Source organism: Pseudoxanthomonas sacheonensis (genome assembly GCF_031455975.1).
In the GTDB taxonomy this organism is placed as follows: domain Bacteria; phylum Pseudomonadota; class Gammaproteobacteria; order Xanthomonadales; family Xanthomonadaceae; genus Pseudoxanthomonas_A; species Pseudoxanthomonas_A sacheonensis_A.
Map to the genome: position 1 here is coordinate 315,514 of NZ_JAVDTT010000004.1, position 25,794 is coordinate 341,307.

The following is a 25,794-nucleotide window of genomic DNA, read 5'->3' on the forward strand; positions in this document are numbered from 1 at the left end:
TCGCGCAAGTTTAGTTACAATTGAAACAATATAGTCAGCGCGATCACTGGAGGTTGGGATGAAGCTGGGATCTTTGAAGGAAGGCGGCCGCGACGGCACCTTGATCGTCGTATCACGCGACCTGACCCGCGCCGTCCGCGCCACCGGCATCGCCGCCACGCTGCAGGTCGCTCTGGAAGACTGGTCCAACCTCGCGCCGCGCCTCAACGCCTTGTCCGAGTCGCTCAACAGTGGCGATGCCGACGGCGTGTTCGATCTGGATTTCAACGTGCTGGCGGCGCCGCTCCCGCGCGCCTACGAGTTCGTCGACGGCAGCGCCTATCTTCCGCATGTCGAACGCGTGCGCCGGGCGCGAGGGGCGGACGTGCCGGAAAGCTTCTACACCGATCCGCTCATGTACCAGGCCACCAGCGCCGCCTTCTACGGTCCGCGCGATGCGGTGCGCGTGGTCAGCGAGGACTACGGCATCGACCTGGAAGCCGAGATCGTGGTGATTACCGACGACGTGCCGATGGCGGTGACGCCGGCGCAGGCCGCTGCGCACATCCAGCTGATCGGCCTGGTCAACGACGTATCGCTGCGCAACCTGATCCCGGGGGAATTGAACAAAGGCTTCGGTTTTCTGCAGTCCAAACCGCGTTCGGCCTTGTCGCCGGTCTTCGTCACTCCCGACGAACTGGGCGCCAGCTGGCGCGACAACAAAGTGCACCTGCCGCTGCTCACGCACATCAATGGCGAATGGTTCGGCGCGCCCGAAGCCGGGGTCGACATGCAGTTCGACTTCTCGCAGCTAGTGGCGCATGCGGCCAAGACCCGGCCGCTGTCGGCAGGCACGATCGTCGGATCGGGCACCATCGCCAATGAGGACACTTCCAAGGGCGCCTCCTGCTTCGCGGAGAAGCGCACGGTGGAAACCCTGCGCGACGGCAAACCCAGCACGCCCTTCATGAAATTCGGCGACGTGGTCCGCATCGAAATGAAAAATAGTGATGGCAGTCACATATTCGGTGCGATCGAGCAGCGGATCGAACAGCAGCCCTTGCCCTGAACGCCGGCGAGGGCGCAAATGTGGACACGGCGGTCCCGCAGGTTTGAACGCATGCAGCAACGCACCTCATCCATTGCCTTGAACCACGGGGTCCGCCGCGGATGAGCGAACAGCTGCGTCTCTATTCCTACTGGCGGTCCAGCGCTGCGTATCGCGTGCGCATCGGCCTGAATCTGAAAGGCCTGCATTACGAGACCTTGCCGGTGCACCTGGTCCGCGACGGCGGCGAACAGCATCAACCCGACTACGTGGCGATGAATCCGCAGCAGCTGGTGCCCACGCTGATGCACGGCGTGCGCGTGATCCGCCAGTCGCTGGCGATCCTGGAATACCTGGATGAAGCCTGGCCTTCGCCGCGCCTATTGCCGATGACCGCACGCGACCGCGCCCGTGTGCGCAGTCTGGCGCAACTGGTGGCCTGCGACATCCATCCGCTCAACAACCTGCGCGTCCTGCGTTATTTCGAACACACCTGGCGGGTGCCGCAGTCCGAGCGCGACGACTGGGTCAAGCACTGGATCGCTGAAGGTTTCATCGCGATGGAGGCGTTGCTGGAAGGTGACCCGGCGACAGGCACGTACTGCCACGGACAGACGCCGGGTCTGGCGGATTGCTGCCTGATTCCGCAGGTGTTCAATGCGCGCCGCTTCGGCGTGGACATGGCGGCATTCCCGACCATCGCCCGTATAGAGAAAGCCTGTCTGGAGCTGCCTGCCTTCAGCGAAGCGCGGCCGGACAAACAGCCGGATGCGCAACTGCAAGCCGTCTAGCAGATCAGTCGAGCGTGGTAATTCCGTATTTGCTGCATTTGCAGCTTCGCCCTTTTTCAAAGGGGGCAAAGCAAGCGTGCCCTACAGACCTCAGCCGAAACCTTGGGTGATCCGCGGCGAGCTGCCGGTCGATGCCGAGTCGTAATCCGCATAGGGATCGTGTTCTCCGCTGCTGCCCTCGGACAAGCGGAATTTCAGCGCCAGGCCGTCGCGGGAGTCGGCCGCACGCAGCGCTTCTTCTTGCTCGATACGGCCTTCCTTGACCATCCGGAACAGGCACTGGTCGAAGGATTCCATGCCGTCCTCCAGCGAGGCCTCCATCGCGGCCTTGATCTCGTGCACCTGCCCGCGGCGCAGCAGGTCGCGGATCATCGGCGTGTTGATCAATACCTCGGCTGCAGGCAGGCGGCGGCCGTCCACGCCCTTGACCAGACGCTGCGACACCACCGCGCGCAGGTTCAGCGCCAGGTTCATCAGCACGTTCTTGTGCGCGGTCTCGGGGAAGAAGTTGAGGATGCGCTCGATGGTCTGGTCGGCGTTGTTGGAGTGCAGGGTGGCTAGGCACAGGTGACCGGTTTCGGCGAAGGCGATGGCCGCTTCCATGGTGGTGGCGTCCAGGATTTCGCCGATCAGGATCACGTCCGGCGCTTCGCGCATCGCGTTCTTCAGCGCGTTGTGGAAGGCGTGGGTATCCAGGCCGACTTCGCGCTGGTTGACGATCGACTGCTTGTGCTTGTGTAGGTACTCGATGGGATCCTCGATGGTGAGGATATGCCCGGTGGTGGTGCTGTTGCGATGGTCGATCATCGACGCCAGCGAGGTGGACTTGCCCGAGCCGGTGGAGCCGACCAGCAACACCAGCCCGCGCGGGGTCATGATGATGTCCTTCAGCACTTGCGGCAGGTTCAGCTCTTCGATGGACGGGATCACGCTGCGGATCGCGCGGATCACCATACCCACTTCGCCGCGCTGCTTGAACACGTTGATGCGGAAGCGGCCGGCGTCCTGCAGGGCCAGGGCCATGTTCAGTTCCAATTCGCGCTCGAAGATCGGCACCTGGCCTTCGTCCATCAGCGAATAAGCGATCTTCTTCACCATGCCGGCGGGCAGGCCGGTATTGCCGAGCGGATACAGCTTGCCTTCGATCTTGATGTAGACCGGCGCCCCGGTGGTCAGGAACATGTCCGAGGCGTTCTTTTCCGTCATCAGCTTCAGGAAGTAGCCGATATCCATGTGCGATGTTCCCCAACATTGGCGTCGCACCGTTGCAAGTGCGACGCAGGCTTCCGACAATGGCCGCGCATTCCCCTAACGCCACGGCACTCCTATGCATCGTAGCTTCGCACAATTCCGCCGATCCCTGTGTGTGATGGTTGGCGTATTCATGCTGCTGGCCGGACTCGCTGCGCCGTTACAGGCCCAAGTGGCGGCCATGCCGGAACTGGCCGCCGCGCAGCAGGCGGTCAATCGCGCCGACCAGGCCGACGCGGATCAGTACGCTCCCGATCTGTTGAATTCCGCGCGCAGCGCATTGGCCCAGGCGCAATCGGCCGCCGCCACGCGCCGCGATCGCAAACTGGCCCCCGAGCTTGCCGCGCGCGCCACGGCCGATGCCGACCTGGCCCGTGCGCGCAGCAATGAGGCGGTGGCTAAAGCGCAGCTGCAGCAAAGGCGCCAGGAAATCAGCGAACTCCAGCGCACGCTGGGCGAGGAGCCCGCGCGATGAGCCCCCACACGATGAGCATCCATACGATAAGCATCAGGACACTCACCTGCGCGCTGTTGCTGGTTTCGCTGTCGGCGCTGGCGGCCGAACGCCCCGAAGTGATCGCCCTGAACCAGCGGCTGGTTGCCTTGCAATCCGACCCGCAGCTGGTCGAATTCGCAGCCTACGAAAAACTACAGGCGCAACAGGCCGTGGCCGTGCTGGCCAAGGCGCGCGGCAAGCAACGCGATGGCGCCTTGTATCTGGCCGACCGTCGTGTCGAGATCGCCGAGACCGCCGCGCGCGCCGAGGCGGCACGGCGCGAAGCCGACCGGCTGGACCGCACCCGTAGCGAGTTGCTGGTGGAAGCCAGTCGCCGCGATGCCGCGCGCGCGCGCCAGGAAAGCGAGCGCTTGCGCGTACAGGCGCAGATCCAGGCTGAAGAAGCCGAGCGCCTGCGGATGGCCGCCGAAGCCGAGACCCTGGCCCGCCAGGACGCCGAAGACATGCTGGGCTCGATCGCTGGCCAGCAGACCGCCAAGCTCAGCGCCGCACGCCAGAAGGAAGCGCAACTGGCCCGTCAGGAAGCCGAATTGATGTCCGGGGCCAAACTGCCGGCTTCCAAATTCGAGGACCGGGGCGAGGTGTTCACCTTGGCCAGTTCCGCTTTCAATGCCGGTCAAGCGAAGCTTTCCAGCAGTGGCTCGGCGAGCGTTTCCGCGCTGGCCGCCTACCTGCAGGCCAATCCCAAGGCCAAGGCCAGGATCGAAGGTTTCGGCGACAAGCAGACGCCTGGTCAGCGCCGTGCCGACGCGGTTCGCGACGCGCTGCTGGCGGCTGGCATCCCCAAGGCGAGGCTCCAGTCCGCAGGAAAGGGCGAGGGCAGCAAGAGTCGTGCTGTGGACGTGGTGATCGCGCAGTAGAAAATTGTTCAAAAACAATGATTTGCACCTGTTCTTCTGCGTTCCAGGGCTCCCGCGCGACGCGCCCGGCCGCCTGTCTTTTTCAATCCGATCAAGCACTTGGAAAGAGGGTTGCCGGGTTCGATTTCGAAGAGTAGGGTCGTATACCCAGGCGACCCCCGTCGCTTGGCTCACCGGAGAATCGAGCCGATGACGCTGACCCACAACCCAGAGGACCCCACGCCAGGCCGACAGGTCAGTGCGGGTGATTCCGGGAAATGCGCAGCCCGCCGCAACCCGATATTCCGCTCCCAAGCCAACGCCCCGTGCCTGCAGAGGTCGGGGCGTTCGTATTTCCGCTGAAGGAGGTTACGAAATGTTCGAAGGACAACCGCAAACCGAAATCGACGCACTTATGAAGGCCGACCCCGAGTTCAAGCAGCTTTACCAGCGACACCGCGAACTGAACAAGAAGGTGACCGACGCCGAGCTGGGCGTCCTGCCTATCGACGACACCACTCTGGGTCAGATGAAACGCGAGAAACTCGCTGCGAAAGAACGACTTATACGAATCTACGACGCCATACCCCACTGACGTCTCCCCCTGTTCCATTGTCGCGGGCGGCGACAGCCTCCTCGTCGGCTGTCGCCGTCCGCGCCACTCGAAACATGAAAGCCCGCGAAGCGATTCGCGGGCTTTTTTGTCGAATGAAAGAGCTTTCGAGCAAACCATCGCCGTCATCGTCATCCCAGCGAAAGCTGGGATCCATTTTGATCTTGCTCGTCATTCCCACGTAGACATGGACCCAGGAGCTCTTTTTCCCCGACGGGATCAAGAGCGTTTCGCGCGTTGCGCGAGTCACTTTCTTTGCTTGTGCAAAGAAAGTAACCAAAGAAAGCACACCCTAACGTCGCGCCCAACGATGGAGCCGTTGGGTCCGCAAGCGGGCCGGGAATTTTCGGACGGGGCATCCTGCCCCTTCCGAAAACGGCGCACATCCTTGTGCGCCGCCCCTTCGGGGTTTACCCAGCCCACTTGCCGCGTCTCACGGGGTATCGGAGCCAAAGCCTTAAGAGGCCGGCAATGCGATAATCCCCCTCCTCTCCAAGCCGCACACGAGCGCCTTTCCGCATGGCCATCCATTCTTCTGTCCTGGAACTCATCGGCGAGACGCCCATCGTCAAGGCCCAGCGCCTGGATACCGGCGTGTGCGAGCTGTACCTGAAGCTGGAAAGCGCCAACCCGGGTGGCTCCATCAAGGACCGCATCGGCATGTCCATGATCGAAGCGGCCGAACAGCGCGGTGACCTGAAGCCCGGCGCGACCCTGGTGGAAGGCACCGCTGGCAATACCGGCATCGGCCTGGCCCTGGTGGCGCAGCAGAAGGGCTACAAGCTAGTGCTGGTGGTACCGGACAAGATGAGCCGGGAGAAGATCTTCAATCTCAAGGCCATGGGCGCGGAGGTCATCCTGACCCGTTCGGACGTGGCCAAGGGCCATCCCGAGTACTACCAGGACCTGGCCGCGCGCATCGCCAGCGAAACTCCGGGCGCCTACTTCATCAACCAGTTCGGCAATCCCGACAATCCGGCCGCGCACGAGTTCGGCACGGGTCCGGAGATCCTGCGGCAAATGGATGGACAGTTGGATGCGATCGTGTTCGGTTGCGGCAGCTCCGGCACCATGACCGGCCTGTCGCGCGCCTTCGCCGAGCATGCCCAGAATGTGGAACTGATACTGGCCGACCCGGTCGGCTCCATCCTCACTCAGTACATCAACGAAGGCACGCTCAGCGAGAAGTCGGGCAGCTGGATGGTGGAAGGCATCGGCGAGGATTTCCTGCCGCAGATCTCGGACTTCACCCGGGTAAAGAAGGCTTATTCCATCAGCGATAAGGAAAGCTTCCTGACCGCACGCGAATTGCTGGCCAAGGAGGGCGTCCTGGGCGGCTCCTCTACCGGCACCCTGCTGGCGGCGGCATTGAAATATTGCAAGGAGCAGACCACGCCGAAGAAGGTGTTGGTGTTCGTCTGCGATACCGGCAACAAATACCTGTCGAAGATGTACAACGACTACTGGATGCTGGACAACGGCTTCATCGAGCGCGCGCAGCATGGCGATCTACGCGACCTGATCCTTCGTCCCTACAGCCAGAAGGACACCGTGGTGGTCAGCCCGACCGACCTGCTGACCACCGCCTACCAGCGCATGAAGTTGTATGACGTCTCGCAATTGCCGGTGATGGGAGGCGAAAAATTGGTCGGCATCGTCGACGAAAGCGACGTGTTGCTGCACGTCTATGGCGATGAAGCCCGTTTTCGCGATCCGGTCTCCACCGCCATGGTCAGCAAGCTGGATCGGCTGGACATGAAATCGCCTATCGAGGCCCTTTTGCCGGTCTTCGACCGCGGGCAGGTCGCCATCGTCACCGACGGGGACGCGTTCTTGGGCCTGATTACCCGCATCGACCTGCTGAACTTCCTGCGGCGTAGGGTCCAGTAAGTCGCAAGCCGAATTGAGACGGCCGTGTCACCTTTTCGCCATATGGACGATTGGTTAAGGCCCAGCTGCTAAAATCACCGGCTGTCCAAAAGGATTAGGCCATGTCGGCATCCCCCACTCATCCCGCCGCTGGCGGAACCCTTGCCTTGGGCACGTTGGCCATCCATGGCGGGCAGTCCCCCGATCCGAGCACCGGCGCGGTCATGCCGCCCATCTACGCCACCTCCACCTATGCCCAGAGCAGCCCCGGTGTGCACCAGGGCTTCGAGTACTCGCGCACCCATAATCCCACCCGCTTCGCCTACGAGCGCTGCTTGGCCGCATTGGAAGGCGGCAGCCGCGGCTTCGCCTTCGCTTCGGGCATGGCGGCCACGTCGACCGTCCTGGAGTTGCTCGACAGCGGCGACCACGTCATCGCCATGGACGACATCTACGGCGGCACCTACCGCCTGTTCGAGCGGGTGCGCAAACGCAGCGCCGGCCTGGACTTCAGCTTCGTCGACCTGACCGACCTATCCGCGTTCGAGGCCGCCATCCGCCCCGAAACGAAAATGGTCTGGGTAGAAACCCCGACCAATCCGATGCTGAAGATCGTCGACATCGAAGCGGTCTGCGCGATCGCCCGCAAGCACGGCCTGCGCGTGGTGGTGGACAACACCTTCGCCTCGCCCATTCTGCAGCGACCGCTGCAACTCGGCGCCGACATCGTCATGCACTCGGCCACCAAGTACCTCAACGGCCATTCGGACATGGTCGGCGGCATGGTGGTGGTGGGTAATGACGCCGAGCTGGCCGAGCAGATGGCGTTCCTGCAGAACTCGATCGGCGCGGTGCAGGGGCCGTTCGACAGTTTCCTTGCTCTGCGCGGATTGAAGACGTTGCATTTGCGGATGAAGGCGCATTGCGCGAATGCGCAGGCCTTGGCCGAATGGATGGAAACCCATCCAGCGATCGAGAAAGTGATTTATCCGGGACTCGCTTCCCACGCGCACCGTGCACTCGCAAAGCGTCAGATGGACGGATTCGGTGGCATCATCTCTATGGTGCTGAAAGGCGGCTTCGAATCAGCCAGGCGCTTTTGCGAAAACACGCAACTGTTTACGCTCGCCGAATCATTAGGCGGTGTCGAAAGTCTGATTAACCACCCCGCGGTGATGACCCATGCGTCCATTCCCCTGGAGCGAAGGCAGCAATTGGGCATCGTCGATGGCCTGGTGAGGTTGAGCGTAGGCATTGAGAGCGAAGGTGATTTGAAAAACGATCTGAATTCGGCGCTTGAGAGTGCTCAAGACACTACAGGCCAGTAGTCGCGCCATGCCAGCTCTTCGATTGGATCGGACATTGCTCGACATTGCTACATGGGTGCGCGGGCGCGGGTGGCTGACGCCCGTGTACAGATTGGTTCCAAAGGTTTGGCGTGCCGCCGCCTTGAACAAGGCGTTGTCGGTGGCAAGGGGGTCGCTTCGTTTCGAAAGAACCCCGGCTTGGAGCCACCATGCCGAAGCCAATGGGCCAGTCGAGCAATCGTCGGCAGTTGAAGGCTCGCAAGGTCCTGGGGTGAATCTCTTCGGTTTTCTGCGAGGCGAGTTCGGACTCGCCGAGGGTGCACGCCTGTACTCGCGCGCGCTTATCCAAGGCGGCTTCAAGATCGCCCTGAACGATATCAACCTTGAAGTCGCCCACGGATGGAACGACCGCAGCATGGATCCCTGGATAACCGACCAGGCTCCCTACTCGAACACGATCATCTTTGTGAACCCGGATTTCCTTGCGCCTGTGCTGGAAAAGATCGGCTCGGAGCGTCTCGCAGGTCACCGGATTATCGCCTGTTGGTTCTGGGAACTTGAAACCATCCCCCAAGCTTGGCTTCCTGTGTTCGACATGGTCGACGAGATCATCGTGGCCTCTACCTTCGTCGAGACGGCGTTCCGCAAAGTGACGGACAAACCGATACTTCGTGTGCCGCTGCCGCTCTGGTCCGTTCCCGATAGCGGTCTCCAGCGTCGGGATTTCGGTCTGGAGGCAGGAAAGTTCATCTTCCTGTGCACGTTCGACTTCCATTCCTCGATCGAGCGGAAGAATCCTTTCGGTGCCATCGCTGCCTTCAAGCTGGCGTTTCCGGGCGGGCGCGACGACGTTCGCCTGCTCATCAAGTCCAGCGGCGGCGAGCAAGCGCCGGAACAGCTGGGGCGCCTGCTGGACGCCGTCGCGGACGACCCTCGCATTTTGGTTCGCGACGACCTCATCGCCAGGGCTCACGTGCAGGCATTGCAGCGGTGCTGCGATGCCTATGTCTCGCTTCATCGCGCAGAGGGTTTCGGCCTGGGAATCGCCGAATGCATGGCCTTGGGCAAGCCCGTGATCGCGACCGGCTGGTCGGGAAACATGGACTTCATGGACGTGGAAAACAGCGTTCCCGTCGACTATGCGTTGTCGCCGATTGCGCCGGGAGATTACCCGCATTCCGAAGGCGGTCGTTGGGCGGACCCCGACGAGAATTCGGCGGCGGCGGCTATGGTCAAGCTGGTTGACGAACCGTATTTCGCAAGCAAGCTCAGCGTCAAGGCCTTGGTGGTGAAAGAAAAACTGTCTCCGGCCGTCGTGTGCGGAACGATAGGCGCTTGGCTGGATCGCCCTCGTCCGCATCCAGAAAGAAGAATGTCTTGAAATCGATGAGTGCCACACAGGCGGCAAACGCATGAAAGAACTATTCCACGCTGTATTCAACTACCGCTTGTTCATCCTATCGTCCATAAAGAATGACCTGCGTGTGCGCTTCATTCAAAGCAAGCTTGGCACTTTATGGATCGTCATCCATCCATTGATGCAGGTGCTGATCTTCGCGCTGATACTTTCCGAAGTGCTTTCGGCCAAGTTGCCCGGGACCGACAACAAGTACGCGTACGCCCTCTACTTGATGGCCGGCACTCTGTGCTGGACGCTGTTTTCCGAAACCGTCTCCAAATGCCTGACGCTTTTCATCGACAACGGGAACCTGATGAAGAAAATGGCGTTCCCAAGGATATGCCTTCCGTTGATCGCGGCCGGCACCATGCTGGTCAACAACGTGTTATTGCTGGCCGCGGTGTTCACAGTGTTTGCGGTTCTTGGTCATTTTCCCGGCCCCCAGGCCTTGTGGCTTCCTGTTCTCTTGGTAGTGACGATGATGCTGGCGATGGGCATCGGTCTCCTGCTTGGAACGATGAATGTCTTCATGCGGGACATCGGACAGATCGTACCTGTAATCCTCCAGGCATTATTCTGGCTAACTCCCATCGTCTATAGGCTCGACATACTTCCCAAGAGCCTGCAGCACTGGTTCAAGTACAATCCTTTGTACCCGCTGGTTTCCAGCTACCAGAATATTTTGGTGTTCGACACTCAACCCATGTGGGGGGGGCTGACGATGCTCGCGGGCGCATCCGTACTCATTCTTTTTTCCGCGCTTGTCGTGTTCCGACGGGCGAGTCCCGAAATGGTAGATGCCCTGTGAGCGGCACTTTGTTTGTCCAAGGCGTGGGGAAATCCTACCGGCGCTGGGAAAGCGAATGGCTGCGGGTGGCGTCGTGGCTCGGAATGCCGGTAAAGCCCTCCGAGGAGAACTGGGTATTGAGGAACATCAACTTCGCTATCCAGCCAGGCGAAGCCGTCGGGGTGATCGGCCAGAACGGAGCCGGCAAAAGCACGCTTCTGAAGATCATCACGGGTACGGTCAGGCCAAATGAAGGCCATGTCGTGCGGACCGGGCGGATCGCCGCCATCCTCGAACTGGGCATGGGCTTCAATCCGGACCTGACGGGTCGCCAGAATGCGTTCCATTCGGCGGGACTGATGGGTTATTCGCAGCAGGAAATCGAAGCAGCCATGCCGGAGATCGAGGCGTTTTCGGAGATCGGGGAATATTTCGACCTGCCGGTGAGGACCTACTCCAGCGGCATGCAAGTGCGGGTTGCGTTCGCGGTGGCGACGGCGTTCACGCCGGATCTACTCATCGTCGACGAAGCGCTATCGGTGGGCGACAGCTACTTCCAGCACAAGAGCTTCGAACGGATGCGCCGTTTTCGTGAGCAGGGCACGTCCATCATGCTGGTGTCCCACAGTCTGGCGGACGTCAAGTCGTTGTGCGATCGGGTGATCCTCATCGAACGCGGCGAGGTGCTCAAGGATGGCCCGCCGGATGCGGTGGTCGACTACTACAACGCATTGGTGGCGGAGAAAGAGAACGCGCAGCACACCATCGAGCAATCACGCTCCAGAGAGGGCTGGGTTACCACGCGAAGCGGGACGTTCGAGGTCACGGTGGCCAGCCTTGGCTTCCACGATCCCAAGGACGGCAAGAAGCTGGGCATCCTGCAGGTCGGCAACGAAGTGGACCTTGTGCTCGAGGCCGAGGTGCGCGGCGAAGTGCCACGCCTTGTACTGGGATACATGATCCGCGACAAGCAGGGGCATGTGGTGTGGGGAACCAACACATGGCATACCAACCAGGTGGTGAATGGGCTGACCGCCGGGGATCGTGTGATCTACACCCTGAAATTCAAATGCACCCTGGGGCCGGGTTCCTATTCCATATCGCCGGCTCTGGTCAGTTCCGATACTCATCTGGACAATAACTACGAGTGGACGGACAACATGTTGGTCTTCGATGTCGTTAATTTCGACCATCCCGTGTTCATCGGCACAAATTGGCTCGACGCCGAGTTCAGCGTGTCCAGAACCCGGGCTGCGGGAGAACTCGAATGAGCACCTTCATCTCATACGCACAGAATTTCGAGGATGTACTGCTCTGGCGCGCGTTGAAACACATCGAGTCAGGTTTCTACATCGACATAGGAGCCAACAGTCCGATCATCGATTCGGTGAGTCTTGCCTTCTACGAGAACGGGTGGACCGGAATCAACGTAGAGCCGTCCCTGAAATTTGTCCAGGAATTGCATGACAACCGCGAGAAGGACGTCAATCTCCATGCGGCAATTTCCGATGACCGGGGAGTGCTGAAGTTCTACGATATTGCGGAAACCGGCCTCAGCACCCTGCTGAAGGAAGTTGCCGACAAGCACGCGCAAGCCGGCTTCCAGGTTAGCGAGACGATGGTTCCCGTCATTACCCTGGACGACCTGCTACAGGATGTTTCGACGCCCGAAGTGCATTGGATGAAGATCGACGTGGAGGGCGCCGAGCAGCAGGTGCTGCGGGGTTGGAAGACCTCGACTGTCCATCCTTGGGTCGTGGTCGTCGAAAGCGTGTTGCCATCGACCCACGTCGAATCGCACGCGGGCTGGGAATCGATTTTGCTAGACAAGGGGTATCGCTTTGCGTTCTTCGATGGGTTAAACCGGTACTTCGTCTCCGAAAGCCATCTCGACCTGCTGGATGCATTTCAGGTTGGTCCGAATGTCTTCGACCGCTTTTGCCTCAGCGGGACGGCGACTTCCACGTTCTGCGCGATCGTGAATCACAAGGCATTGGTGGCTGCGGAAAACCTTTCGACGATGGCTGCCGAGCTCTCGGAGAGCCGGGACGAGCTTACGCAGAGCATCGAGCAGCGTGAGCTTGCAGAAAGAAAGTTCTACGAGCGCGAGGCGGAACAGCAGAAGATCATCGCGTCCACTTGGACGCAGTTGGAGGAAAGCCAGCGAGCCAACACGTCGCTGCATGCGGGGTTCGAGCTTGCGGAAAACGAAAGCAAGCAGCTTCGCAATAGGATGATAGAGACGCTTTCCGAATACCGTAGTCTCATCCAGGACAGGAACCAAGCGCAGGAATCCCTCAGCCGGCATGTGCATCAACTCTCCATGTCAAAGGCGGAAGCCGAGGCATTGAAGGCTGAGCAGGGCACGCTTATGGCTAACCTACGGGCGTCGTCGCTCCGGATCGGCAGCCTGGAATCCGCGCTCGCCGCCGTCGAGGGGCAAGTGAAGGAAACACTGAATAGCACCTCGTGGAAAGTGACGGCGCCTTTGAGATTCCTATCTGCGATCGCGCGCGGAAGCAAGAGCGAATCGTCGTCCTATTTCAGAGAGACGCTGCGTAACTTGGCTCAGGTGCCGGCATTGCGGCGCATTGCGGAGCGGCTGCTTCCCGAGCACGGTCGGGCCAGGCGCTTCCTGGTAGCCAGGGTGCGGACCGACACGAGCCACGAGGTGTCGTCCGCGACCCGTGCGCAACTCGAAACGTACGACGGGGCGAGCGCCGAAAGGAGTCGCTTGTTCAACAGGATGGCGAGCCGGATCCGCGACGAGCGGCGCCACATGGAGCGGCTAAAATGAAGATCGCATTGGACATGCAGTCCAGACAGACAGCGGGAAGCCGCGAGCGCGGCATAGGCCGCTATTCGCTGTCGCTGGCAATGGCAATGCTGCGAAACGGAAGCAGTCACGACTTCTCGATACTCCTGAATGGCGTATTCGATCGCACGATCGACAAGGTTAGAGCCGATTTCAATCTGGACCGTGACGATCCGAGGATCAAAATCTACCAGACCCTCCCCAACTCCACTGATTGGTACCCCCAAGACGCTTGGCGCCACAAGGCTTCCGAGTACCTTCGTGAGTCCTTCATCGCATCGCAGCAGTTCGATTTCGTGCATTGCACGAGCCTGTTCGAAAGCCCGATGGACGACTCCTCCACGTCGTGGGGACAAGTCGGAAACACCGCGTCTCACGCAGTGACGCTCTACGACCTCATTCCCTATGTGTTCTCGGACATCTATCTGGCCGAGCCGCCCATGCGGATATCCTATTTGCGAAAGATCCAGGAACTTAGAAAGGCAGATCTCCTGCTGGCGATATCCGAATATTCCCGCCGTGAGGCCGTTGAGCGGCTGGGCGTGGATCCGGGACGCATTTTCAACATCGCTGGCGCTGCGGACGATCGATTCCATCCCGTCGTAGTGCCGTCCCAAGTCAGTGAAGGGTTGTTGGCACGTCATGAGCTCAAGAAGTTCATCATGTACACCGGCGGCATAGACCATCGTAAGAATATCGAGCGACTCATCAGAGCCTACGCCCGCTTGCCTGAGCGACTTGTGCAGGAGTTCCAGCTGCTGATCGTGTGCACGGTGCAGCCGTATCAGCGCGAAGCCTTGCTGCGGCTGGCAGCCGCGGAAGGGTTGGCGTCGGATCGCCTGGTTATGACCGGATATGTCAGTGATGACGACTTGGTCAATTTCTACAACCTGTGCGACTTGTTCGTTTTCCCATCGTGGTGCGAGGGATTCGGACTGCCTGCACTGGAAGCGATGCAATGCGGCGCACCTGTGATCGCGGCTGGCACTTCCAGTCTTCCCGAAGTGGTCGGTTTCCAGGACGCGCTATTCGATCCCCACTCTATCGAAGACATCGCTGCGAAGATGGAGTTCGCTTTGGAGGATCGGGGCTTTCGCGAGCGGCTCCGTGAACACGGGCTATCGCAGGCGAGGAAGTTTACCTGGGACAAATCCGCAGCGATCGCCTTGGCCGCGATGGAGCAGTCGCACGAACGGGATTCCGCTTCCTCGAAGGTCCAGGTTCCAGTGGCGAGCCTTCGACCGAAGCTGGCTTTCGTTTCTCCGCTTCCCCCCAGCAAGTCAGGCATTGCCGGCTATTCGGCCCAGCTGCTTCCGTTCCTGGACAAGCATTATCGGATAACGCTCATTTGCAAATCGGGCCAGGTTTCCGACGATTACCTCGAAGCGAACTTCCCGGTCAGGACGCCGGAGTGGCTTCGCGACAACGCCAGACAATTCGACCGCGTGCTTTATCAATTCGGCAACTCTGACCACCACGATTACATGTTCCGGCTGCTTGAGTCTGTCCCGGGCACGGTGGTTCTTCATGATTTCTGGATGAGCAACGTGTTGGAGTACATCCAGCTCTACCAGAACGAGCCCACCATCTGGGATGAACATCTCCATTTCTCGCATGGCTGGCCTGCCCTCAGCCGTAGAAGAGGGGGAGGGCACGATATTCCAGTGGTGAACGAATACCCATGCAATCTTCGCATCATCGCGTCGTCAGTCGGCGTTATCGTCCACTCCAGCTACAGCGCCAGTTTGATGGCAAGCTGGTATGGCGAAGGGCTGCTCAAGGATGTCTGCCTTATTAACAGCCTGAAAGCCATGGTTCCCGAGGCTGACAAACCGGCAGTAAAGCTGAAACTGGGCCTTTCGCCTTCGGCTCCTCTCATCTGCTCGTTCGGTTTCATCCATTCCACCAAGCACAGCCTGAGGTTGGCCGAGGCTTTCGTTCGATCCTCGCTCTATGCATCCGGCGACGCGCGGTTGGTATTGGTTGGCCAGAACGCCGATGGCGATTACGGCGCGGAGATCGCGCGGATCGTGTCCCAGAGCGGCGGGAGGGTCAGCTTTACCGGTTTCGTGTCTGATTCCGATTACGCTCTCTACTTGGCAGCGGCCGATGCAGCGGTGCAGCTCAGGGGTGTAAGCCGAGGCGAGACCTCCGCCGCCGCTCTCGATTGCTTGGCCAACCGGGTAGCTCTGGTGATCAACGACAACGGTGCCTTCTCCCAGATCCCCGACGATGCGGTAGTCAAGATCCCCGCCGAGTTCGACGATGAGATGCTGGTCCAGGCGTTCGACGGGCTTCTTGTGGACGAGGACCGTCTGACGCGGTTGAGGGCGGCTGGCGAAGCGTATCTAAGACGGGAGTGCGACCCTTCGACGGTTGCGTGCCGGTATCGGGATGCGATCGAGCACTTCGATCGTTCCACTCCCATCGCCCTTCGCGATGCAGTGGCCGACCAGTTAGGCGGAATCGATAGTCCGGTGACGCCGGTTGCCTACGATGTGGAAGGTGCGGCTTCGGCAACGATCGCTAATTTTCCGCGCTATGCGACACGACGCCACCTTTATGTCGATGAATCCTTGTTGCCGGGACTGGACGCCGAAGGAAAGGTTTTGCTGCGCCAATGGTTGGTCTCCAAAGCCCAGCCTCTGCGCACCGAACTCTTCCGCATCGAGCGAACGCAATACGTCAATGCGATTGATACCACCAGTCGTTTCTTGGGCGGCGACGCACTACGCCTCGATGATCTCGAATTTGACTTGGCATCAAGCGATGTATGCTTACTGGGGCCAGGAATCGAGTGGGGCGCGGGAGAGTCGGCCGAGGCGACCGGTTGGGACAGGCTGCTGCGGGACGCTAGGCTGAGCGGCGCCAAGCTCTGGCTATGCTGGCCGTCCCTAGCCGAGGATCTGGCGGCCCATGGCTTCCAGCGCGTCAGCTCGCGATTGGAGCGTATCTTGCCTTACGTGGACGGTGCGATTGTCGAGAGCGAAGGTGCGGCCCAGCTGATCAACGACCAGCTTGCGCTGTTCGGCAAGGCTTTCGGATCGCGCTTGCCATCGGTGCTGTATCCCGCGCCCGGCAGCGAGGCAACGCTCGCCAGCGCCATGCGGTTGATCGAGCGTGGAGCAAACGACGGCTGGCAAGTTCTGGGATTTCAACCTGCCGCCGTCCATGCATGGCCTGCCTCAGACAAGGCATTGCTGACTGAAAGCGGGGTGTTGTCGGATGGTTTCTACCTTAGCCAGGAGAAGGAAGGATTTCTGGTCTACGGGCCTTACGCCGTGCTCAAAGCGGGCGAATATACTTTGAGGATCCTTGGCTCCTTGGGAAGTGAGAAAACGCCTGGCGTGGCCCGATATGAAATAGTCGCCGACAAGGGCCGGACCGTCATCGGCGATGGCGTACTGGACGGCAGTTCATACTGCCTGGCCGAAAATACGTTCCAGCTCGACAAAGCGGTAAAAGGCCTGGAAATCAGGATCTGGACCGATTCCGCGGCTCGCATGGTGCTCCGCGGGTACTATCTGTCCCAACATTAGTGCATCACAACCGGATAAGGACACAAAACATGCTTAATCAAAAAAATAGCGCACTTGCGGCTTTTCTCGCAGTGTCCATGCTGGTTGTTTCGGGCTGCAAGCCTTCTACCCAGGCACCTGAGGAAGCCGCCGTTTCCGTTTCCGCCCCGTCCGCCCCGACGGCATCCGGTAAAACAGTACTGGAGCTTGCGGCGGCCGATCCGAAAGTAAGGACCCAGGTCGGCGTAAAGGAAGCCGGCGCATTGGTTTCCACCGGCAAAGCCGGTGTGCTCGCATTCGGTCCCTATCAGCCATTGCCGGCGGGAAGATATTTGGTATCGCTACAGGGCAGCGCTTCGAAACCGTTCTCCCTCGACGTGGTGTCCAATATCGGCAAGCAGGTCCACGGCCGCAAGCAATTCGCTGCTCAGGAAAGCGCTGATACGCTGGCTTCCCTTTCGTTCGATCTGGCCGCTCCGGTCCAGAACCTGGAGGTCAGGATTCTGATCCCCGAAGGATCGGACGCCAAGGTCGTGGGCTACAAGATCGTCACGCGATGAGTCGATCGAGCGTACCGCGGCAACTCAGGATCAACATTGAAAGGAAGTGAAGTGAAGAAAGCCATAGTCACCGGTATCACCGGCCAAGATGGAGCCTACCTTGCGCAGCTGCTGCTGGAAAAAGGCTATGCGGTGTACGGAACATATCGTCGAACTAGTTCGGTGAATTTTTGGCGCCTGGAAGAGTTGGGCGTCCAGGCGCACGCGAACTTGAACCTCGTGGAATACGACCTGACCGATCTAGGTACAAGCATTGCCCTTGTCCAGAGCGTGAAGCCGGATGAGATTTACAATCTTGCCGCTCAGAGCTTTGTAGGGGTTAGTTTTGAGCAGCCAACCACGACAGCGAAGATAACCGGTTTGGGCGCACTGAACCTGCTTGAAGCTATTCGTCTGGTCAACCGACGCATACGTTTTTATCAAGCATCCACGTCTGAAATGTTCGGCAAGGTACAGGCGATTCCGCAGACGGAAGAAACGGCCTTCTATCCGCGTAGCCCATACGGGGTAGCGAAGCTGTATGCACACTGGATGACGGTCAACTACCGCGAGAGCTATGACATCCATGCGTCGAGTGGAATCCTGTTCAATCATGAGAGCCCTCTTCGCGGACGCGAGTTCGTGACTCGCAAGATCACGGATACGGTAGCAAGAATCAAGCTTGACAAACAGGACGTGCTGGAGCTCGGAAATCTCGATGCCAAACGTGATTGGGGCTTCGCCAAAGAATACGTTGACGGAATGTGGCGGATGCTCCAAGCCGAAGAGGCGGACACATTCGTTCTTGCGACCAATCGCACGGTCACGGTTCGCGAGTTCGTAAGGATGGCTTTCAAGTGCGCGGGCATCGAATTAGAGTTTGTCGGCGCCGATCTAGACGAAACCGCTATCGACACCGCAAACGGGAAAACAGTTCTGCGCATTAACCCGAAATTTCACCGGCCGGCCGAGGTGGAACTTCTGATCGGCGATCCGAGCAAAGCGACCGCGAAACTGGGCTGGTCACCGAAAACCTCACTCGAGGAACTATGTTCAATGATGGTGGAAGCCGATCTTCGCCGTAATAAATCTGGTTTCTCCTTCTGACGATGGCCCAGAAAACCGTCCTAATCACCGGTGCCGAGGGTTTTACCGGAAAGTACGTGGCGGAGACGCTTGTCCGCACTGGCTACGGCGTCACAGCTTGGTCTCATGGGGTTAGCGGCCGGGCGGGGGTTTCGGTGATTGACCTTACTGATCGAAGCGCCGTGCGTCGAGAACTGCGCGATCTCGCCCCGGATTTCGTCATCCATCTTGCGGCTATTTCTTTCGTGGCTCATGGCGAAATCGAGGATATCTACCGCACCAACGTTATCGGCACGCGGAACCTACTAGAGGGTCTTAGTCTTCTGCACAAACGTCCGTCGCGCGTCCTGATCGCCAGCAGTGCCAACGTCTATGGCAATAGGGAGGGGGTGGTCGATGAGAGCTCGGTATTGTCGCCCCAGAACGACTATGCCGTCAGTAAGATGGCCATGGAATACATGTCAAAGCTATGGAGCGATTCGTTTCCGATCACCATCGCCCGCCCATTTAACTATTCAGGAGTTGGCCAGTCCGAAAAATTCCTGATCCCCAAGATCGTCTCCCATTTCAAGCGCGGAGAGCGGGTTATCGAACTGGGTAATATCGACGTTTCTAGGGATTTCAACGATGTTAGGAGTGTGGCCGAGATCTACTCTCAACTTATGCTTGGGCAAGATCGTTGGGAAGTATTCAACATCTGCACGGGACAGGAATACTCTCTACGACAGATAATTTCTGCGATGGAGCAGATCGCGGGCTACAAAATGGAAGTCAGAGTAAACCCGGATTTCGTAAGGACAAATGAGGTCAGGCGTTTGATCGGCGATCCTAATCTGCTCGCGCGAAAGCTTGGTGGATTGCCGGGTTTTTCGATGGACGGCATGCTCAAATGGATGTACGAAGCATAAGACGTCGCAAGCTGGCGGCATGCACAACAAGAACGGACTGCAGACCATGAAGGGATCGCTCCAATCCACATTCGATGCCGCCAAGCGCAACTGGATCCACATCGCAATGGTTTTGCTCGTGGTAATCGCGGCCGTTGCTATCAAATGGATTTATTTTGAAACCGCTGAAAGTGCATATAACGTCGAAGAGCTTCCATTGGCTTCCATGGCGCTGGTGGCCGGTAACAGCCATCTCTCGGACATAGCGGCAACGCGACTCTACGGCACCGCACCAATAACTACCGCTTTGTCGCTAAAGGCGTTCGGATTCTCTGTTTTCGCGATCAAGTTTCCGAACTTGGTTTTCTTTTTCGCCGCATTGGCGTTCGTCTACCTGACTGCGCGGAATCTCTTCGGCAAAGAGGCGCGCGGGTTTGCGCTGGTTCCAGTCGTTCTTTTCGCGTTGGGACCACCGGTCACACAGATTTGGGCGATGAAGAACAGGGGCGGATTCATTGAGAATATTTTCGCACTCGCTTTCTGTATCTGGGTTTGTTCCCGGCGGGGCGCTGCGGGTACGAGTCAGCTAGCAAATCTATGCCTGGCTATAGTGATAGGACTGGCTGCATGGTCTCAACCGATCGCGTTTGTATGGGGGTTAGCCGTCGTCGCTTACCTGCTAGCGGTGGACTTCAAGCAAGGCCCGACGCGTCCAATAAAGACGGTTCCCATTCTGCTGTTTGGATTGGCCGTCGGCATGATGCCGTTGATCTTGTTGAACTTCCTGTTCAATTTCAACACGTTCAAGGTCATCGACGCTGGTGAATTGATTGCGGGCGCTGATCTTGGTCATATGGGGAGATTCAAGGAAATCCTATCCGGTGGGATTCCCAGGCTACTGGGTCTAAAAGAGCAGTGGAGCAATGATTGGACGCTGTATCCGCCGATCGCGCGCACCATTTATATTCTGCTGGTCGTGCCGGCGGCCATTTCGGCGATCACTGCGGTGCTCGCATTCATTAGGAGCCGTCAAGTAACGATCGGGCTACTCTTGGTCGCAACAGCCGTCGCAGTCATCGGCGCGAATGTCTTCTCCACGTGGGGAAACTTTCAGCTGGAACCCCGCAGGCTGCTGTTGCTGTACGTACCCTATTTCCTACTCACGGCGCAGGCGCTTTCAAAATCCCGGGCGCTCACGGTCTTGTTCATGGCTTTGTGGCTGACGTTCAATACGTGGGCTAATTACTCCTATGTAGAAAAGAATAAGCATGGCTTCTCTCACCCGATGTATACGCCCTTGAATGACCTCGCTACTTTTCTTGAAAAACGCCATATCGATGGCGTGTACACGGATGTCTGGACCGGGGGGCGGGTCACGTTTGCCAGCCAAGGAAGGATCGCGTGGTTCAAGAGCGATTATATTCCCGGTGCCTATGGATTTGTGTCGGACGAGCAATTCGAACCAACGGAAGCCTTCTTGTTCAATCTCAATCGTCCCGAGAGTCGAACTGAACGAGACAGGTTCCTTGAGGACATCAAGAAAGCGAAAGTGCAATGCGAGATCGATACGATTCAGCAGATCAGCGTCGTCCACGATTGCGGCGAAAACATTGATCTCGCAGAACTGCCATTTGGCCTGCCCGACCTGCAGGCGGGTGCGTCAGGGGATATTGTTCTCGACATATCCATAAACGATGAGCGTGTTTCAAGCGTTGTCGGCTTCAAGAAAGGTGGGCTAATAACATCCAAGGGCGAAGCGGGTTACCTCATGTACGGCCCGTATAGCGCCATTGGACCCGGCAAATATAAGGTTTTGTTGTTAGGTGACTCGTCAACGTCGTTTGTTGTTGACGCAGCCGCCATGAATGGGAAGCGCGTTTTGGGGTCGAGGCAATACATCAAAGCGCAATCCTCGATCAATGGAGAGCTCGCGGAACTTGAATTCGATGTCCCGCGTTCGATACGCGATTTTGAAATTCGCATCCTTGTCCCGCCCGGGGCGGACACAAGGGTGAAAGGCTACAAGATCGTCAGGCGTTGACCGATGGAGTGTCGGTTTCATTTTCAAGTTTGTACTCGATAGCCTGCAACCTGAAGCTGATACGTTCCAGGAGCTTGCGATTTACCGATAACATGTCGGCGAGTAAGCCTAGTACCAGGAACAAAAAGCCAAGAATGAGGCATAACGCGGAGAACACAACAGACTGGATGTGTCCGCCACCCTGGCCAACTAGCAAGAAGTAAAGGTATCTGATTCCAGCGATGGTACCCAGAAAGATAAATGCCGAACCAGTGATCGAGAATACGAAGAAAGGTCGGTATATCACCAGAACCCTGAAGATCGTGATCAGGGATCTCCGTACATAACTCGATATGCTCTTGACCAGTCGGGAGGGTCGAAGATCCGCGTTGGTGCGAATTGGAACTGAGGCGATGCGCAAATTGCTGACGCCCGCCTGGATGATAGTTTCTAATGTGTAGGTGTATGCGTTGAAGACGTTGAGCCGCATTGCGGTGTCACGCGAAAATGCACGAAATCCGCTCGGTGCATCTGCGACATCGGTCTTGCTTGCCATGCGCACCGCCCAGCTGCCTAGCCGTTGCAGTTTGCGTTTTATCCAGGAGAAATGCTCGGTTTCGTCGATGGGCCGTGCGCCGATTACCATGTCCGCCTCGCCGGCCATGATGGGTGAAGTAAGTAACGGAATATCGCCAGCCTCGTACTGGTTATCGGCGTCTGTGTTGACGATCACGTCCGCACCACGGCGCAGGCATGCGTCCAAACCGGTCATGAAGGCAGTTGCCAGCCCGCGGTTGACAGGATGCCTGACGACATGGTCCACGCCCAGTTTCGTCGCCAGTTCGGCGGTGTTGTCAGTCGAACCGTCGTCCACTACGAGCCATTCAACACGGTCAAAACCCGGCACTTCTCGAGGCAGTGCATTAATGGCAATTGCAAGAGTGCCTGATTCGTTCAGGCATGGGATCTGGATGATGAGCTTCATTCTGTATGTAATCCCATTAGTGCATGCGTGACGCTATCGAGGCGGTCAATGCCTGGCCATTGGCGACTTATTTGGCCCGGCCATAAACATCGTCGAAACGTACGATATCGTCTTCGCCGAGATAACTGCCCGATTGTACTTCGATGAGTTCGAGCGGCAGCTTGCCAGGATTCTCAAGGCGGTGGGTAACACCCAATGGTATGTAAGTACTCTGATTCTCTGCCAGGAGAATCGTTTCTTCTCCGCGCGTCACCAGAGCCGTACCACTGACCACGATCCAATGTTCGGCGCGGTGGTGATGCATCTGTAGGCTCAGGCTGGCACCGGGCTTGACCGTGATGCGCTTGACCTGGAAACGGCCGCCATTGTCGATCGAATCATAAGCCCCCCACGGACGGTAAACTTTCCGATGGGCGGCGGCTTCGCTGCGGCCGTCGCGCTTAATCCGCGCAACTACTTCCTTCACGTCCTGTACGCGATCCCGGTGCCCAACCATGATGGCATCGTCGGTTTCGACCACGACTATGTCTTGCAGACCCACCATGGCAATCAAACGGCTGCCATAGGCATAAGTGTCGCGACAATCGATTTCGATCACGTCACCATGATGGGCGTTGCCGGAAGCGTCCTTGTCGGAGACCTCCCACAGTGCGGCCCATGAACCGACGTCGCTCCAGCCCGCATCGAGCGGTACCATCACCGCGTCGGCGGTCTTCTCCATGACCGCGTAATCGATCGAATCGCTCGGAGATTCGGCAAACGCATCGGCATCAAGGCGAATGAAATCGGGGTCATGAGTGGCTTTGGACAAGGCCTGTTCGCATGCGCTCAGCATGTCTGGCTGAAGAGTCTTCAGTTCCTCCAGGTACCGTGAGGCCTTGAACAGGAACATTCCGCTGTTCCAAAAATACTCCCCGGAAGCCAGGTATTCTTGCGCCGTCGCCTGGTTTGGCTTTTCAACGAAGCGGTCAACAGCGCGTACACCAACGCCTACACCCGCGCCTGCCTTGATATAGCCGTAGCCGGTTTCCGGGGCGGTCGGAACAATTCCGAAGGTAACCAGTTTGCCGACATCGGCAGCGACCGCAGCTTCACGGACGGCAGCATGAAACGCACCGTCGTTACGCACTACATGGTCCGAGGGAAGGACCAGCAGCAGAGCGTCTTCGCCCGCTGAAAGGGCCTGCAGAGCCGCAATGGCAATGGCAGGGGCGGTATTGCGGCCGATAGGCTCGAGGATGAGGGCTGCCGGCGTCACGTCGCACCCGCGGAGCTGCTCCGCAGCCATGAATCGATGTTCCTGATTGGCCACCACGATCGGGGCTGCGCTTGCTACAGGCGCTACCCGTTTCCAGGTGGCCTGCAGCATAGTGTCGTCCCCTACAAGCGGGAGGAATTGCTTGGGGTACGCCTCGCGCGAGAGCGGCCACAGTCGGGTGCCGGAACCGCCGGACAGGATGACGGGAAGGATAGGCAGCATGGGGCAGTCCTATATCAGTGGGGGAAAGTCGCGCCGCCGATCAGGGCGGAAAGCTCTTCGGTGCGAACCTGCAGCAAGGCCGGGTTAGCCCGTGTTTCGATGTTTAGCCGGAGTAGCGGCTCTGTGTTGGAGCTGCGCAAATTGAATCGCCAGTCGCTGAAGTCGGCGCTGACGCCATCGGTATGGTCGAGGACCGGCGATTGCCCTGAGTAGTGTTCGATGATGCGGGCCACGGTGGCCTTGGCGTCGTCGACACGGAAGTTGATCTCACCGCTGCAGGGGAACGCGCGCATGCGATCAGCGACCAGCTTGCCCAGCGGCACGCCGGTACGCGAAACCAGATCGGCGATCAGCAGCCAAGGAATCATCCCCGAGTCGCAATAAGAGAAGTCGCGGAAATAGTGGTGTGCGCTCATTTCACCGCCATAGATGGCGTCTTCCGCGCGCATACGCTCTTTGATGAAAGCATGGCCTGTCTTGCTCATCACCGGGATACCTCCCGCTTGCTGCACCATCTCGACGGTGCTCCAGGTCAGGCGGGGGTCGTGGATGATCTTGCCGCCCGGCTCACGTGCCAGCAGCGCCGTGGCGAGCAGGCCCACCAGATAATAGCCTTCGATGAAGCTGCCATCGGCGTCGAAGAAGAAGCAACGGTCGAAGTCGCCGTCCCATGCAACGCCAAAATCTGCGCCGTGCTCGCGTACTGCGTCGCCGGTCGCTGCGCGATTTTCCGGCAGCAACGGATTAGGGATGCCGTTGGGAAAGCGGCCATCGGGTTCGTGCTGAATCCGAATGAATTCGAATGGAAGGTGCGGCGCAAGCTGGTCAATAATGAGACCCGCGCCGCCGTTGCCGGCATTAACCACGATTCTCAATGGCTTCAATGCAGTTTGATCGATGTACGACAGCAAGTGCTCGATGTAGGCCGTCTTATCGGTCGACTCATGACGGCCAGGGTCTGCGACTGCTGCCGGGCTTTCACTGCCTGCAACAAAATCACGGATTTCGAATAGACCGGTGTCGCCGCTGATCGGCCGTGCTCCTTCGCGCACCAGTTTCATGCCGTTGTAGTCCATCGGGTTATGGCTGGCAGTGACCATTACTCCGCCAGCTGCACCCCGATGCGCGGTCTGGAAGTAGACTTCCTCGGTGCCGCACAAGCCGATATCGATGATCTCGCGGCCGGCATGGCGAAAGCCGTCTTCCAACGCATTCTGCAGGTTGGGACTGCTCAGGCGTACATCGCGGCCCAGAACCACAGGTCCGGCATTCAGCAGGCGTGACATGCCCATGCCGATTCGACGGGCCAGTGCCGGATTCAGTTCGTCGGGCACACGGCCGCGAATGTCATAGGCTTTGAAGCTTGGCAAAGGCATTGCATTCCTTCTATGAACGACAACAGGTCGGACGGACTCAACCGAGCGCCGCATCCAGTTCTGGCAACAACTTGAACAAGTCTCCGACCAGTCCGATATCAGCGATCTCAAATATCGGCGCTTCGGCGTCTTTGTTGATCGCTACGATAGTGCCAGCGTCCTTTATGCCAGTCAGGTGCTGAATCGCGCCGCTAATACCGATGGCGACGTAGAGCTCGGGTGCGATGATCTTGCCGGTCTGCCCCACCTGCATTTCGTTCGGGCAGTAGCCGGCGTCGACGGCGGCACGCGAGGCGCCTACCGCCGCGCCCAGCTTGTCGGCGAAGGCGTAAATGATCTTGAAGTTCTCTTCCGAACCCACACCACGGCCGCCGGAGACCACGCGCTTGGCGCTCTGCAGGTCGGGACGGTCGGATTTGCCGGCGGCCAGACCGATGAAGCGGGTGTGGGCGGGCAGGGGGGCGTCGACTGAAGCGGCTTCGACGGTCGCGTTGCCGCCCTTGGCCGCTTCGGGCCAGGAGGCGGTGCGTACGGTCGCGACCACCGGATGCTCGGTGGGGGCTTCGACGGTGATGATGGCGTTGCCGGCGTAAATCGGGCGCTTGAAGGTGTGGCTGCTTTCCACCGACATCACGTCCGAAACCTGGGCTGTGCCCAGCAGGGCGGCCACGCATGGCATCAAATCCTT

General features: G+C 58.9%; 21 protein-coding genes. 16 read left to right on the top strand and 5 right to left on the bottom strand.

Annotation, left to right across the window (positions count from 1 at the left end; genetic code table 11):
- Positions 1-58 precede the first annotated feature (58 nt).
- Both J2W94_RS15995 and maiA read left to right on the top strand, forming a co-directional pair.
- Positions 59-1,048: a fumarylacetoacetate hydrolase family protein gene (locus tag J2W94_RS15995; RefSeq protein ID WP_310095587.1), complete on the top strand. Its 990-nt coding sequence runs from the start codon at positions 59-61 to the stop codon at positions 1,046-1,048.
- Between the two features lie 101 nt (positions 1,049-1,149).
- On the top strand, positions 1,150-1,818 hold the full coding sequence (gene maiA / locus J2W94_RS16000; RefSeq protein WP_310095589.1) for a maleylacetoacetate isomerase: 669 nt from the start codon (positions 1,150-1,152) through the stop codon (positions 1,816-1,818).
- A gap of 90 nt (positions 1,819-1,908) precedes the next feature.
- On the opposite strand, the gene J2W94_RS16005 is transcribed toward maiA, so the two are convergent.
- Positions 1,909-3,051 (bottom strand): PilT/PilU family type 4a pilus ATPase, encoded by a 1,143-nt coding sequence (locus tag J2W94_RS16005; RefSeq protein WP_310095591.1) that lies wholly within the window; start codon positions 3,049-3,051, stop codon positions 1,909-1,911.
- Positions 3,052-3,145: 94 nt separating this feature from the next.
- Here J2W94_RS16005 and J2W94_RS16010 point away from each other — a divergent pair, with 94 nt between their 5' ends.
- The 14 genes from J2W94_RS16010 to J2W94_RS16075 all read left to right on the top strand — a co-directional run bounded on the left by J2W94_RS16010 (position 3,146) and on the right by J2W94_RS16075 (position 21,286).
- Positions 3,146-3,544, top strand: a complete 399-nt coding sequence (locus J2W94_RS16010; protein ID WP_430540633.1) for a DUF4398 domain-containing protein — start codon at positions 3,146-3,148, stop codon at positions 3,542-3,544.
- 11 nt (positions 3,545-3,555) lie between these two features.
- A complete protein-coding gene (locus J2W94_RS16015) occupies positions 3,556-4,446 on the top strand; it encodes an OmpA family protein (RefSeq protein WP_310095643.1) in 891 nt (296 codons plus the stop codon).
- A 355-nt stretch (positions 4,447-4,801) separates the two neighbouring features.
- A complete protein-coding gene (locus J2W94_RS16020; RefSeq protein WP_310095595.1) occupies positions 4,802-5,020 on the top strand; it encodes a YdcH family protein in 219 nt (72 codons plus the stop codon).
- Between the two features lie 537 nt (positions 5,021-5,557).
- Positions 5,558-6,928 carry a pyridoxal-phosphate dependent enzyme gene (locus J2W94_RS16025; RefSeq protein WP_310095597.1) on the top strand — a complete coding sequence of 457 codons (1,371 nt, stop codon included), beginning with the start codon at positions 5,558-5,560 and terminating at the stop codon, positions 6,926-6,928.
- Between the two features lie 101 nt (positions 6,929-7,029).
- On the top strand, positions 7,030-8,235 hold the full coding sequence (locus tag J2W94_RS16030; RefSeq protein WP_310095600.1) for a cystathionine gamma-synthase: 1,206 nt from the start codon (positions 7,030-7,032) through the stop codon (positions 8,233-8,235).
- A 121-nt stretch (positions 8,236-8,356) separates the two neighbouring features.
- Positions 8,357-9,595, top strand: coding sequence for a glycosyltransferase (locus J2W94_RS16035; RefSeq protein ID WP_310095602.1), 1,239 nt, complete (start codon positions 8,357-8,359; stop codon positions 9,593-9,595).
- A gap of 31 nt (positions 9,596-9,626) precedes the next feature.
- On the top strand, positions 9,627-10,421 hold the full coding sequence (locus tag J2W94_RS16040; RefSeq protein WP_310095604.1) for an ABC transporter permease: 795 nt from the start codon (positions 9,627-9,629) through the stop codon (positions 10,419-10,421).
- The gene (locus J2W94_RS16045; protein ID WP_310095605.1) at positions 10,418-11,671 is read left to right on the top strand and encodes an ABC transporter ATP-binding protein; all 1,254 of its coding nucleotides are present in this window, start codon (positions 10,418-10,420) and stop codon (positions 11,669-11,671) included. Before J2W94_RS16040 ends, J2W94_RS16045 begins: the two co-directional genes overlap by 4 nt.
- Positions 11,668-13,197 (top strand): FkbM family methyltransferase, encoded by a 1,530-nt coding sequence (locus J2W94_RS16050; protein WP_310095607.1) that lies wholly within the window; start codon positions 11,668-11,670, stop codon positions 13,195-13,197. The genes J2W94_RS16045 and J2W94_RS16050 overlap by 4 nt, the downstream gene beginning before the upstream one ends.
- Entirely contained in the window at positions 13,194-16,754 is a 3,561-nt protein-coding gene (locus J2W94_RS16055) for a glycosyltransferase (RefSeq protein ID WP_310095608.1), read from the top strand. The genes J2W94_RS16050 and J2W94_RS16055 overlap by 4 nt, the downstream gene beginning before the upstream one ends.
- A 77-nt stretch (positions 16,755-16,831) precedes the next feature.
- Positions 16,832-17,293, top strand: coding sequence for a hypothetical protein (locus J2W94_RS16060; protein ID WP_310095611.1), 462 nt, complete (start codon positions 16,832-16,834; stop codon positions 17,291-17,293).
- A gap of 51 nt (positions 17,294-17,344) precedes the next feature.
- Positions 17,345-18,379, top strand: coding sequence for a GDP-mannose 4,6-dehydratase (gene gmd, locus J2W94_RS16065; protein WP_310095613.1), 1,035 nt, complete (start codon positions 17,345-17,347; stop codon positions 18,377-18,379).
- 2 nt (positions 18,380-18,381) lie between these two features.
- A complete protein-coding gene (locus J2W94_RS16070) occupies positions 18,382-19,266 on the top strand; it encodes a GDP-mannose 4,6-dehydratase (protein WP_310095615.1) in 885 nt (294 codons plus the stop codon).
- Between the two features lie 19 nt (positions 19,267-19,285).
- Positions 19,286-21,286: a glycosyltransferase family 39 protein gene (locus J2W94_RS16075; RefSeq protein ID WP_310095617.1), complete on the top strand. Its 2,001-nt coding sequence runs from the start codon at positions 19,286-19,288 to the stop codon at positions 21,284-21,286.
- On the opposite strand, the gene J2W94_RS16080 is transcribed toward J2W94_RS16075, so the two are convergent.
- From J2W94_RS16080 to J2W94_RS16095, 4 genes are all read right to left on the bottom strand, one after another.
- Positions 21,276-22,250, bottom strand: coding sequence for a glycosyltransferase family 2 protein (locus J2W94_RS16080; protein ID WP_310095619.1), 975 nt, complete (start codon positions 22,248-22,250; stop codon positions 21,276-21,278). The genes J2W94_RS16075 and J2W94_RS16080 overlap by 11 nt on opposite strands.
- Before the next feature lie 67 nt (positions 22,251-22,317).
- A complete protein-coding gene (locus J2W94_RS16085) occupies positions 22,318-23,730 on the bottom strand; it encodes a mannose-1-phosphate guanylyltransferase/mannose-6-phosphate isomerase (protein ID WP_310095621.1) in 1,413 nt (470 codons plus the stop codon).
- A 14-nt stretch (positions 23,731-23,744) separates the two neighbouring features.
- Positions 23,745-25,106, bottom strand: a complete 1,362-nt coding sequence (locus J2W94_RS16090; RefSeq protein ID WP_310095623.1) for a phosphomannomutase — start codon at positions 25,104-25,106, stop codon at positions 23,745-23,747.
- Between the two features lie 37 nt (positions 25,107-25,143).
- Positions 25,144-25,794, bottom strand: a 651-nt coding sequence (locus tag J2W94_RS16095) for an electron transfer flavoprotein subunit alpha/FixB family protein (RefSeq protein ID WP_310095625.1), incomplete at its 5' end; no start/stop codon positions are given.

What these genes read in the sequence shown, in the direction of transcription:
- J2W94_RS15995 (WP_310095587.1), top strand. Translation starts at nt 59, where the DNA reads ATGAAGCTGGGATCTTTGAAGGAAGGCGGCCGCGACGGCACCTTGATC.
- maiA (WP_310095589.1), top strand. Translation starts at nt 1,150, where the DNA reads ATGAGCGAACAGCTGCGTCTCTATTCCTACTGGCGGTCCAGCGCTGCG.
- J2W94_RS16005 (WP_310095591.1), bottom strand. Translation starts at nt 3,051, where the DNA reads ATGGATATCGGCTACTTCCTGAAGCTGATGACGGAAAAGAACGCCTCG.
- J2W94_RS16010 (WP_430540633.1), top strand. Translation starts at nt 3,146, where the DNA reads ATGCATCGTAGCTTCGCACAATTCCGCCGATCCCTGTGTGTGATGGTT.
- J2W94_RS16015 (WP_310095643.1), top strand. Translation starts at nt 3,556, where the DNA reads ATGAGCATCCATACGATAAGCATCAGGACACTCACCTGCGCGCTGTTG.
- J2W94_RS16020 (WP_310095595.1), top strand. Translation starts at nt 4,802, where the DNA reads ATGTTCGAAGGACAACCGCAAACCGAAATCGACGCACTTATGAAGGCC.
- J2W94_RS16025 (WP_310095597.1), top strand. Translation starts at nt 5,558, where the DNA reads ATGGCCATCCATTCTTCTGTCCTGGAACTCATCGGCGAGACGCCCATC.
- J2W94_RS16030 (WP_310095600.1), top strand. Translation starts at nt 7,030, where the DNA reads ATGTCGGCATCCCCCACTCATCCCGCCGCTGGCGGAACCCTTGCCTTG.
- J2W94_RS16040 (WP_310095604.1), top strand. Translation starts at nt 9,627, where the DNA reads ATGAAAGAACTATTCCACGCTGTATTCAACTACCGCTTGTTCATCCTA.
- J2W94_RS16050 (WP_310095607.1), top strand. Translation starts at nt 11,668, where the DNA reads ATGAGCACCTTCATCTCATACGCACAGAATTTCGAGGATGTACTGCTC.
- J2W94_RS16055 (WP_310095608.1), top strand. Translation starts at nt 13,194, where the DNA reads ATGAAGATCGCATTGGACATGCAGTCCAGACAGACAGCGGGAAGCCGC.
- J2W94_RS16060 (WP_310095611.1), top strand. Translation starts at nt 16,832, where the DNA reads ATGCTGGTTGTTTCGGGCTGCAAGCCTTCTACCCAGGCACCTGAGGAA.
- J2W94_RS16070 (WP_310095615.1), top strand. Translation starts at nt 18,382, where the DNA reads ATGGCCCAGAAAACCGTCCTAATCACCGGTGCCGAGGGTTTTACCGGA.
- J2W94_RS16075 (WP_310095617.1), top strand. Translation starts at nt 19,286, where the DNA reads ATGCACAACAAGAACGGACTGCAGACCATGAAGGGATCGCTCCAATCC.
- J2W94_RS16080 (WP_310095619.1), bottom strand. Translation starts at nt 22,250, where the DNA reads ATGAAGCTCATCATCCAGATCCCATGCCTGAACGAATCAGGCACTCTT.
- J2W94_RS16085 (WP_310095621.1), bottom strand. Translation starts at nt 23,730, where the DNA reads ATGCTGCCTATCCTTCCCGTCATCCTGTCCGGCGGTTCCGGCACCCGA.
- J2W94_RS16090 (WP_310095623.1), bottom strand. Translation starts at nt 25,106, where the DNA reads ATGCCTTTGCCAAGCTTCAAAGCCTATGACATTCGCGGCCGTGTGCCC.